This is a genomic window from Paraburkholderia sp. RL17-373-BIF-A (assembly GCF_046030175.1).
Taxonomy (GTDB): domain Bacteria; phylum Pseudomonadota; class Gammaproteobacteria; order Burkholderiales; family Burkholderiaceae; genus Paraburkholderia.
Map to the genome: position 1 here is coordinate 42,420 of NZ_JARESO010000058.1, position 9,222 is coordinate 51,641.

Below are 9,222 nucleotides of genomic sequence, written 5' to 3' on the forward strand. Positions count from 1 at the left end.
CTACAAAACGTAAAGCCAGGCGAGCAGCGTGACGACTGAAAACAGCGTAGTCATCGAGATCACTGCGCCCACTACGGCCTTTTCGACGTCGTATTCAACCGCGAGCACGTACGCGCTCTTGGCGGTGGGCACGGCAGAGCACACGACGGCGGCGACGGTCGCAGTCCGGTCGAGGTCTGCCGCAAGGCAAAGCGCGTAGACCACGAGCGGCATGATGGCCAGCTTGAGCGCCGTCAGCAACGCATAGAGACCTAGCCGCTCGCGCAGTTCGGCGATTGTTAGATCAAGTCCAATTGCGAACAGCGCGCATGGCGTCAACGCTTCGCCGAGCACCGTGAGAAATGACGTGACCGGTCCGGACAGTTCCGAACCGAGCATCGACCAAAGCAGTCCGAAAATCGTGGCAAGGATGACGGGATTGGTGGCGATCTGCCGCAACAGCGCCGCCGTGCGTATATTGCGCGATGTATCGTATCGCCCGATCTCGAGCAGCAGTACCAGTATCGGAAACATGATGGCGCCGACGAAGACGGTTGCGATCGCAGCCGCGAGCACGCCCGGTGGGCCAAAAAGCGACTTCAATATAGGGAGCGCAACGAATCCGGTGTTCGTCATCGACACGGCAGCAGCCAATATTCCGCTCTTTCCGACGCCTGCGCCCCACGCGATTCGTACAAACATCATCACAGCCACAAAGCAAATCATGGAACCGCCGCCGAACGCAGCAAGAAAGCGCCAGTCAAGGAGCGAGTGAAGCGACTGATCGGCGATCGTCAGGAAGACCAGGGAGGGCATCGCCACGTAGTAGGCAAAGCGCATCAGCGGTGCGGCCAGCGCGCGCGGCATGTAGCCGGAGGCGCCGGCAAACCATCCCGTTAGAATGATGGCAAAGATCGGAAGTATGGTGCCGGCGAGATGCATAGTGACCTCCCATAGCTATGGGACTTGGGCGCATCAACGCTCATCCCTGACTGGGCGTCATTATCCGAGAAAACCTGGCGCGACGCGCGGTGAAGTCGTAATTGATCTCCCGCTAAGACCGGGCCGCTGACCGTCGACATTTTTCACGAAGCGAATAACTCGGATTCGCTGCATTGCATCTGGGCGGACTGCATGGCGATGCCGTTTCGTTTTTTGTCCGTTGCTTTGCCGGGCGTGCGACGCAGTTCAAGCCGCAAGCAGATAACCGGTCATCGACGGTTGCGCGATCCGGGGAGGAAATACGCACCAGCGGCCGTCATCGTGCCGAAAGAAAAAGATTGCACGCGAGCCGGCCGGAGCCGACGCCTCGACATGCACGTAGCGGCTGCCGTCAGCACGCATACGACCGAACTGAACCACGCGGATCCGCACCGGCGGAACGGGTGCAAGCCACTTTTCGACCACGTAATGCAGGGACTTCTCGGCGGTGTTCATGACCCTCTCCTTCGACCTCGCCCCGGTCACGCTGCCGGCGGCTCGAGCGCTGCAAGCGAGGCACGACGTGAGGGGTGACTAGAGAGTAGGATCAGCTTGAAATTTACGATAGTTAATGTTTTTCATGGTAACAATAACCAATAGGTTATGCATTTTCGACCCGACCAAATCGGGGTGCCGCGAACCTATCAGGCCATGCATGCTGCGACCGGAGGCAGGCGGCCACACGTTGCGGGTCTTTGGAAAGGCATAGAGGTATGTATCAATCAGGAGTTCATCGGCCATCGCCCTCTAGGGAGGCTTGCATGCTGGGAGTTGCGCAATTCATCGCCACGCTGGGTTGTACCGTTTTTTCTGGGGCGGCGATCTACATCAGTCTCGTCGAACATCCAGCCCGGATGCAATGCGACACCAGGACGGCTGCGACGGTCTGGGCGCCGAGCTACCGTCGGGCGACGATAATGCAAGCACCGTTGGCCGTTTTGAGTTGCATTGCCGGTATCGTGGCATGGTGGCTCGGGGGAGCCGCATTATGGCTAGTCGGTGCGCTACTCATAGGCAGTGTCGTACCGTTCACCTTGATCATCATTAAGCCCACCAACGCGCAACTTTTAGCGCAAGGGCGTGATCTCGCATCGGCTGAAACGAGGGCGTTGCTCGACAAGTGGGGCAGACTTCATGCAGTGCGCAGCGTGTCGAGCCTTGCCGCATCGCTGATCTTTCTGACCGCCGCATTGATGCAGCACGTGTGAGCCGCAGGCGTCGCGAACCGCCCGAGCCGTCTGAACCGAACGGACTTTCGAGAGTCCGCGAAGCGGGCTACGCGCCGTCCTGATACTTCGGCAAGTCGTCGCTCAACGAGAGGCCAGGAAACATGCTCGCGCACCACACGTGCCATGACGGGCGGACTCTTGTGGGATCGTCGAGCGTCGCGTAGTTGATTTCGACCGTTTGCGGCGTCGCCGACTCGCGATACTCGAGTTGCGTACCGCAATGACCGCAGAAGCGCCGTTCGCCCCAAGTGCTCGACTCATACACCCGCGGCTCACCCCTGACGTACCTGAACTCGCCGATCGGCACCGACGCGGATGCGGTCACCGCTGCGCCGGTAGTCTTCTGGCACAAGCGGCAGTGGCAAAAGCCGGCGTCGGTCGGAACAACGGTGACCTGATAGCGGATAGCGCCGCATGCGCAGCCTCCTTCCAATGCGTTGTCGGTCTTCATCCTCGTCTCCGCATGTTCAGTCGCGAACGTCTTCAAGGATACGACGCAGGCGCGGGCAATGCAGCCATATCGGCGACCCGCCGCTTCATTCGAGTGCCGTCCCGGCATGTCCCGGAGCGCCCAATCGACAATGCCCGCTCCCTTGCGATCGTTCGACGGCCCGCGATCGCACGAATCGTTTTCTGGATGACCGCTACGAGCCCATAGGTACGAGCAGCATTCGCCGGACCCGCTGGTTGATCCCCCTTTTTTTCGCCGCGCGTCGCGATACGGTCTGGAGTTGAATGCTACGGGGACGTCGCCCGTCTCCGACGCTCACTCCCGCAAATGCAGAGCTATTGACGTACTGGGTTTCTGCGGAGCGCCCAGTGCTTAGGCGGTGCCTAGGCGCGATTCGGCAATCCGCTTCAGATCATCGGGGGTTGAAGCAGATCCGGCCAACTGCTCAAGCAAGTCCGCGGCTCTCTTTTCGTCTTTGGGCCCACCATCGCCAAGCGTCAAACTCGTCGCCAGGTTAAGTATCGACCGGGGCAGTCCTCGCGAGGCCAAAGCCTCAAGGAGGTGACGAGCCACTTCGGGTTCCCGGTTTCGGTTGCCGCTTAGCAACTCATCAGCAATCGTTTCTACAAACCTCAGCGAGCTTTCGTTTTCCGTTCTGTGTATGCCAGTCACGAGCGCTTGCTCGAAGTGGCCAACGGAATGCTGCCCGGCGTGAGCCAACGTGCTAAGCGCCTCTTGAAAACTCAGATCTTCCTTCGAACCGGCAAACGGCGTTTCTGGCGCGTTGCGACCCTCTTCGTGCGCATGCGCGGCCGATGGTTGCCACCAGCGAACGAAGTCGTCCGCGGATTCGCCGTGAAGATCAACTGACGATGCGAGCAATTGCGACACCTGATAGACGCGTCTCTCGGTTAGCGTCGCGCTGTCACACGCCTCGTCGAGCGCGGAAGCTGCTTTGCTGCCCAGCTCGCTGTGGAGGTCGGTCCAGTCTCTATAGCCGAAGACTTCGGAGGTCACCTGGCGCGCCTGGGATTCCTTTAGAGAAAGGCGATATTTGAGTCGATTGGCGGCCCGCGTCGGGATAGACGCGTTCTGGAAGTAGATACGCATGGCTTCGGTCCGAGTATCCGTGCCGACGAGCCTTCACAGCCGGCACGGAACCGAAATGAACTGTGAGGCGGCGCAGGGGGCGTGATGCCCCGTCAGAAAAAATACCGTTGGTTTCGCATGCAGTCAATCCCATTCTAAGAAACAGGCATTTGCGCGATAACGCCCAATCTGAGCGCCAAGCGGTGTTCAAGATAGAAACGGCAGCATTGAATGGCCGCTTTACATATACCTGATGGACCGTCGTGGGTCGATGTTGATCTGTCGGGCCGGTCGCTGCTGAGCCAGCAGGGCTCTGCCTGGCTTGATTGGAGAGGGCCGATCCAACGGTTTGAACGATCGCCATGTCGTCCGCGGAACAATCCGCAACTTGGAACTATACTGGGGCACCTGGAGGTTTCAATGACCGATCACGACAGACTGCATCCACTACGTCCACTCCTGAAAAATTGGGTTTGGGAGCATGGTCGAATCGGGACTCGCTATTTGGACTGCGTCGATGGCGAGATCAAGTTTGATGAAGGCAAGAAATCGCATTTCGCAGCCGAGAAATACACCTACGTGCCCCTTGGTAAGGACGCTCAAGACGATGTATCTGTGGATGGGCCTGCGATCCAGGAGGCGGGACTTGCGCGGTTTTTGCGGGCTGCGCAGTTGGGCAAGCCAGAGGAGGCCGGTTCTGTAGCGGAGGTTCAACGCGCAGTGCAGGACTGCATTGAACTCGGCCTGTTCAGCGCATATCAATTGGCGGCGCGAGAGGCATTTGCCCGCTACGCGCAGGAACCCATGTTCGAGGACGAGATCCGCGCGGCGGTTGTCGACGACATCCGGCGTAGTTACGCCGGCATGCCGGAACAACTGGCGCTGTACGATTTCAGTGTGCTTTACGGCTTGCCCACGCCGCTGCTTATCAGCGAGACACCCTTCATCGACTGGCGCGTGCGCGCCAGTCCGGCGCTTCCGTTTGTATCGCTTCCACTGGGACCGTACTGCCTGCTTGTAGGCGCGCCATCGGGCAGGCGAAGCCGAATTGGCTCGGTGGTCTGGAAGGCAGCCGCCGCGATGGGCCCGTTGAAGGACCACAACCGCCAGATTGCGGAGCACGCACGTCTATGGCTGGTGGCGACTACTGATGACCAACTCGTCGCTGCACAAAACCGCATTGCTGCGGCCCTGGGTTCCAGGCAAGACGATACGAAGCGCTAACCGCCGCGAAAAAGGAGACGTCGGCGGCGGGTGACTGTTGCTGGATGATCCCGCTGAGCGAATTCGCCTTGATCGCAATTTGGGGTTTGACGCGTTGCGCCTGGCAATAGCGGTCTATATGTTCACGTGTCGAAGAATCGCTGCTCAGCAGCACGAGCGATTCCTTTTCGAACTCACGAATGGATAACGGGCGTCGTCGGGTTGCGCAAGAAGGGTCTCGACGCGATCCCGGTTCATTTCCGTAACGCTGAGATTGATCCTCGAATAGCGCGCGTTGAAGTTCTCCACCAACGGGCCAATCAAAGAGGCGGTGAGCGACGGCGTCATCGCCAATCGAAGATCACCGCGAGTCAGTCCCTGCACCTCATGAATGGCCCGCCTTCCGGCATCCGGATCCTGCAGTGCACGGCGGGCGTACCGTGCATAGCCTCTGCCTGCATCAGTGAGCCGGATTGTGCGTCCTGACCGCTCCAGGAGTTGCGCACCCATTGCGTATCCCAACTGCTTGATCCGTTGCGACAGTGTTGGAAGTCGCGAATGTGCCGCAGTAGCAAGACGCCTCAACTATAGGAGATGCTTATTGGTCGAATAGTAAACCGATCTTGGACGCTATAGCCAACGCCCATCATTATCTCGTCAACCCCTGGCTTGAGGCGATGACGGTACAAAAGCCGATCGACGGTTTTCCGACCACACCTGACGCGGCCCCCACTCGTGACAAGGACATTCATGTCTGCCCGAACACCTGATCTGACGAGACGGCTGACGCTACTGTTTGCGCTTGCTTCCGGCGTCATTGTCGCGAACATCTACTATGCACAGCCGCTATTGGCCGCTATTGCGAGTACCTTCGGCTATAGTCCGGCCCGGGTTGGCTTCCTGGTTACGCTCACCCAGCTTGGCTACGCGTGTGGCCTGCTATTGATCGTGCCACTCGGCGACGTATTGAATCGGCGCACACTCATCGTATCCTTGCTTCTGCTCACGGTGCTCGCGTTGCTCGCAGTAGCTCTGAGCCCTGACTTCAAGCTGTTTGCCGCGGCAAGCATGCTACTCGGTGCCACCTCGTGCGCTGCACAGTTGCAAGTTCCGTTCGCCGCTTCGCTCGCATCAGACGACGAGCGTGGACGCGTAGTAGGCACCGTGATGAGCGGTTTGCTTCTCGGCATCCTGCTGGCACGAACAGTCTCCGGAACCATCGCGCAATTGGCGGGCTGGCGAATCGTTTATGGTGTCGCCGCATTTTTGATCCTGCTTCTCACCTTGTGCCTTTTGCGAGCATTGCCGCAAGACCGAAGAAGTGATCAAGCCTGGCGCTATCGTCAGTTGCTGCGGTCTCTGCTGACACTGCTGGATCGACACCCAACGATCGGCCTGCGCTCACTGTATGGCGCTCTGGGCTATGCCTGCTTCAGTATCTTCTGGACCGCACTGACATTTCTTCTCAATGCCGCTCCCTACCATTACTCCGAGGCGAAGATCGGAGTGTTTGGTCTGGCCGGCGCCGCTGGTGCGCTCGCGGCCGGCTCGGCGGGGCGAATGGCAGATCGCGGGCATGGACATCGTGCGACCGGACTTTTCAGCAGCGCGATTCTGGCGTCGTTCGTGTTCATTTACCTTGGTGCGCACTCGCTGACGTCATTGATCGTTGGCGTTCTGCTTTTGGACGTGGGCGTACAGGGCTTGCACATCTCCAACCAGGGTGTGATCTATGCACTCGCTCCAGACGCGCGGAGCCGAATCACGACCATTTATCTGACCTGTTATTTCTTTGGCGGCGCAATCGGTTCAAGTGCGGCTAGCGTGGCTTATTACAAGGCGGGCTGGTCAGGAGTTTGCGTTGCCGGTGCCTTTTTTTCGGCCCTATTGATCGGCAGCTGGTTGGCGGCGCATCGGCAGCAATGCCGCAGGCTCTGCCTTCAATGAAGTCGGGCAGTTCACAGTTATCGCGAAACCGGCTATCCCCATACTCGACACACATGCAGACGATTGAGTCTGCTCAACGAAGGCGAAGAACCATGAATACGTTTTTCAAGTTAGCAGAAAGATCAGGCGCACTTTCCAAACTGTTGTGTGTAGCGATCGTCATTGCTGCCGGTTTACCGTTGACCTCTACGGTAGCCTTCGCCGGAACCGGCAGTCAGTCTTCATCAAGAGAGGACGCCGCGCCAGACGACTATTTTCATACCGGTGCGGGCGCCCGGTATTTACGCCGTGCCGATGGGGATATCGTCGTGGAACCCCTGCGAGAAAATATCACCGTGCTAATGGGTTCGGGCGGCAACATTACCGTCCTGTCGGGCAAGGAAGGCAAGTTTCTGGTTGACGCGGGCATCAGCAAATCGCAAGAAAAACTGCAAGCCGCGCTCGACAAGATCAGTCCCGCGCCGCTGAAATACGTGGTGAACACGCATTGGCATTGGGACCATACCGATGGCAATGCATGGATGCATGCAGCTGGCGCCACCATCGTTGCACACAAGAATACCGTGAGGCATCTGACCGAGACGACGCATGTCGATGCCTGGAATTGGACCTTCGATCCGGTGCCGGCAGGCGCGCGCCCGACGCTGATCGTCAATGATGAAAAGACCTTCACCTTCGCAGGAACGAACATCGAAGTGGAAAACTTCGGTCATGGCCATACCGATGGCGATCTATGGGTGTACTTCGAAAACGCTGACGTACTAGCGCTGGGAGACACCTTCTGGAACGGAATCTATCCGTATATCGACAATGAAGACGGCGGCAACATCGACGGTGCGATCCAATGGGCCAACAAGGCTGTGGCATTTACGACAGACCATACCATCGTCGTTCCCGGCCACGGCGCAGTGGGTACACGCGCCCAACTGATCGAATTCCGCGACATGTTGGTCACGGTACGCAACAACGTTGCAGCCTTGAAATCGCAAGGCAAATCACTGGACGAAATTATTGCCGCCAAGCCGACGGCGGCCTTCGACGCCAAATGGGGGAATTTTGTGTTCAACGGCAGTCAATTTACGAAGATGGTCTACGACGGCCTGTAATAAGACGTATCTAATTCTTGGTTTGCCGCTGGTTGGCTCGTGCGCGAAAACACCAACGGCCAAACCCTCGTGGCCTGGCATCCCGCCCCGGCGATGACAAGTGCGGTGGTTCTTACCAACGAACAACTGGCGGGCTTCTCCAGAGTGGAGGCGTTGATCGCCGATACGGGTGCGTAAATAGCCGCTCTCAATACAACAAACCATGACACAGATTTTTCTCAACCGACGTATTACGTAAAGGAAATCATCATGAGCCGTCTCTACACAATCGCATTGTCCGAAGCCACAGGCCGTGCAGCCGAATTATTCAGCGCTGTCAAAAGCACGGTCGGAAAGGTTCCCAATTCATATATTGGAATTGGCGGCAATAGTCCGGTTGCGCTGGAAGCCGTATTGAACCTGGAAGCCTCGCTCAAAAAAAGCAGCTTGAGCGCTATGGATATCGAAGTCGTCAAACTGGTCGTCAGCCAGACTACCGGCTGCGACTATTGTGTGGCCGCACACACACTGATGGGAAAGAGAATAGGTCTGGGCCGCGAAGACATTCTGGCGTTGCGTCAGGCGCAGCCGTCGGGCGATGCGCGCAATGATGCGTTGGCCAGGTTTACGTTACATCTGATCACCACCAGCGGCACGGTTCCTGCCGATGTGGTGGAGGCCGTCAAAGAAGCAGGTGTCACCGATACGCAAATTGTCGACGTCACAATGGCGGTAGCAAGCATTGCTTTCACCAACCTGTTCAACCGTATCAACGACACTACGCTTGACTTCCCTGCCGCGGATTAATACGGGAGGCAGCTCTCGCGACGGGCTGGAGCTACACGTGAAGGGATTTTTTAAAGGTCCCTTCCTCGGTTTGCACCGGAAAGTGAGCGCGACTTGAGGAGTTTAAAGAAGGCCTCAAAGTCGCAGATGAGATTTGTTTCGGGCGGCCGATCATACGGGTGATTCATCACGGCAGAGGGCATAGGATCGGCAATGGTTTGTCTCAACCAGACATTGCCGGGATCGCGATGGAAACGCGCATGCCGATGTTGCTTCACGGTGTAGCAAGGCAGATCGTACGGCATCACCAAATGACGGAGTGGTTCGCGGGATAACATGGCCAGTACGTAATGGCGTGGCACGGCGACAAAGCCCATCGACAGCGCGTGCCTCGCGGCGCGTCCCGAAGCGGAACGCGTCACACGAGGCCGCGTGCGATCAATGGCTCAAGACGGCGCCCGGTGGCATCCCG

Annotated in this window: 11 protein-coding genes and 1 pseudogene; 6 read left to right on the forward strand and 6 right to left on the reverse strand. The window is 58.1% G+C overall.

What is annotated here, in order from left to right:
* Nucleotides 1-921 carry an AEC family transporter gene (locus P0D80_RS39950; RefSeq protein ID WP_132381484.1) on the reverse strand — a complete coding sequence of 307 codons (921 nt, stop codon included), beginning with the start codon at nucleotides 919-921 and terminating at the stop codon, nucleotides 1-3.
* A gap of 246 nt (nucleotides 922-1,167) precedes the next feature.
* Nucleotides 1,168-1,416: a hypothetical protein gene (locus P0D80_RS39955; protein ID WP_408291960.1), complete on the reverse strand. Its 249-nt coding sequence runs from the start codon at nucleotides 1,414-1,416 to the stop codon at nucleotides 1,168-1,170.
* Between the two features lie 305 nt (nucleotides 1,417-1,721).
* On the opposite strand from P0D80_RS39955, the gene P0D80_RS39960 reads away from it, so the two are divergent.
* On the forward strand, nucleotides 1,722-2,168 hold the full coding sequence (locus P0D80_RS39960; RefSeq protein ID WP_408291962.1) for an anthrone oxygenase family protein: 447 nt from the start codon (nucleotides 1,722-1,724) through the stop codon (nucleotides 2,166-2,168).
* 67 nt (nucleotides 2,169-2,235) lie between these two features.
* Here the strand turns inward: P0D80_RS39960 and P0D80_RS39965 are convergent, their stop codons facing one another.
* On the reverse strand, nucleotides 2,236-2,640 hold the full coding sequence (locus P0D80_RS39965; protein ID WP_408291964.1) for a GFA family protein: 405 nt from the start codon (nucleotides 2,638-2,640) through the stop codon (nucleotides 2,236-2,238).
* A 372-nt stretch (nucleotides 2,641-3,012) separates the two neighbouring features.
* Nucleotides 3,013-3,750 carry an SEL1-like repeat protein gene (locus tag P0D80_RS39970; RefSeq protein WP_408291966.1) on the reverse strand — a complete coding sequence of 246 codons (738 nt, stop codon included), beginning with the start codon at nucleotides 3,748-3,750 and terminating at the stop codon, nucleotides 3,013-3,015.
* 399 nt (nucleotides 3,751-4,149) lie between these two features.
* Here P0D80_RS39970 and P0D80_RS39975 point away from each other — a divergent pair, with 399 nt between their 5' ends.
* On the forward strand, nucleotides 4,150-4,953 hold the full coding sequence (locus tag P0D80_RS39975) for a hypothetical protein (RefSeq protein WP_408291968.1): 804 nt from the start codon (nucleotides 4,150-4,152) through the stop codon (nucleotides 4,951-4,953).
* Here the strand turns inward: P0D80_RS39975 and P0D80_RS39980 are convergent.
* Nucleotides 4,874-5,517: pseudogene (locus P0D80_RS39980) on the reverse strand (LysR substrate-binding domain-containing protein). The gene P0D80_RS39975 and the pseudogene P0D80_RS39980 sit on opposite strands and share 80 nt — an antisense overlap.
* A gap of 165 nt (nucleotides 5,518-5,682) precedes the next feature.
* On the opposite strand from P0D80_RS39980, the gene P0D80_RS39985 reads away from it, so the two are divergent.
* The 4 genes from P0D80_RS39985 to P0D80_RS40000 all read left to right on the forward strand — a co-directional run bounded on the left by P0D80_RS39985 (nucleotide 5,683) and on the right by P0D80_RS40000 (nucleotide 8,771).
* A complete protein-coding gene (locus P0D80_RS39985) occupies nucleotides 5,683-6,879 on the forward strand; it encodes an MFS transporter (RefSeq protein WP_408183542.1) in 1,197 nt (398 codons plus the stop codon).
* Between the two features lie 92 nt (nucleotides 6,880-6,971).
* A complete protein-coding gene (locus P0D80_RS39990; protein ID WP_408291970.1) occupies nucleotides 6,972-7,985 on the forward strand; it encodes an MBL fold metallo-hydrolase in 1,014 nt (337 codons plus the stop codon).
* Between the two features lie 39 nt (nucleotides 7,986-8,024).
* Complete coding sequence (locus P0D80_RS39995) at nucleotides 8,025-8,162, forward strand: hypothetical protein (RefSeq protein ID WP_408291972.1); 138 nt, start codon at nucleotides 8,025-8,027, stop codon at nucleotides 8,160-8,162.
* A gap of 72 nt (nucleotides 8,163-8,234) precedes the next feature.
* Nucleotides 8,235-8,771, forward strand: coding sequence for a carboxymuconolactone decarboxylase family protein (locus P0D80_RS40000; RefSeq protein WP_408183539.1), 537 nt, complete (start codon nucleotides 8,235-8,237; stop codon nucleotides 8,769-8,771).
* Nucleotides 8,772-8,821: 50 nt separating this feature from the next.
* Here the strand turns inward: P0D80_RS40000 and P0D80_RS40005 are convergent, their stop codons facing one another.
* Complete coding sequence (locus P0D80_RS40005; RefSeq protein ID WP_408291974.1) at nucleotides 8,822-9,127, reverse strand: type 2 periplasmic-binding domain-containing protein; 306 nt, start codon at nucleotides 9,125-9,127, stop codon at nucleotides 8,822-8,824.
* Between the last annotated feature and the right edge of the window lie 95 nt (nucleotides 9,128-9,222).

Excerpts from the sequence above, each read along its gene's own strand:
- P0D80_RS39950 (WP_132381484.1), bottom strand. The coding sequence starts at position 921 with ATGCATCTCGCCGGCACCATACTTCCGATCTTTGCCATCATTCTAACG.
- P0D80_RS39955 (WP_408291960.1), bottom strand. The coding sequence starts at position 1,416 with ATGAACACCGCCGAGAAGTCCCTGCATTACGTGGTCGAAAAGTGGCTT.
- P0D80_RS39960 (WP_408291962.1), top strand. The coding sequence starts at position 1,722 with ATGCTGGGAGTTGCGCAATTCATCGCCACGCTGGGTTGTACCGTTTTT.
- P0D80_RS39965 (WP_408291964.1), bottom strand. The coding sequence starts at position 2,640 with ATGAAGACCGACAACGCATTGGAAGGAGGCTGCGCATGCGGCGCTATC.
- P0D80_RS39970 (WP_408291966.1), bottom strand. The coding sequence starts at position 3,750 with ATGCGTATCTACTTCCAGAACGCGTCTATCCCGACGCGGGCCGCCAAT.
- P0D80_RS39975 (WP_408291968.1), top strand. The coding sequence starts at position 4,150 with ATGACCGATCACGACAGACTGCATCCACTACGTCCACTCCTGAAAAAT.
- P0D80_RS39985 (WP_408183542.1), top strand. The coding sequence starts at position 5,683 with ATGTCTGCCCGAACACCTGATCTGACGAGACGGCTGACGCTACTGTTT.
- P0D80_RS39990 (WP_408291970.1), top strand. The coding sequence starts at position 6,972 with ATGAATACGTTTTTCAAGTTAGCAGAAAGATCAGGCGCACTTTCCAAA.
- P0D80_RS40000 (WP_408183539.1), top strand. The coding sequence starts at position 8,235 with ATGAGCCGTCTCTACACAATCGCATTGTCCGAAGCCACAGGCCGTGCA.
- P0D80_RS40005 (WP_408291974.1), bottom strand. The coding sequence starts at position 9,127 with ATGGGCTTTGTCGCCGTGCCACGCCATTACGTACTGGCCATGTTATCC.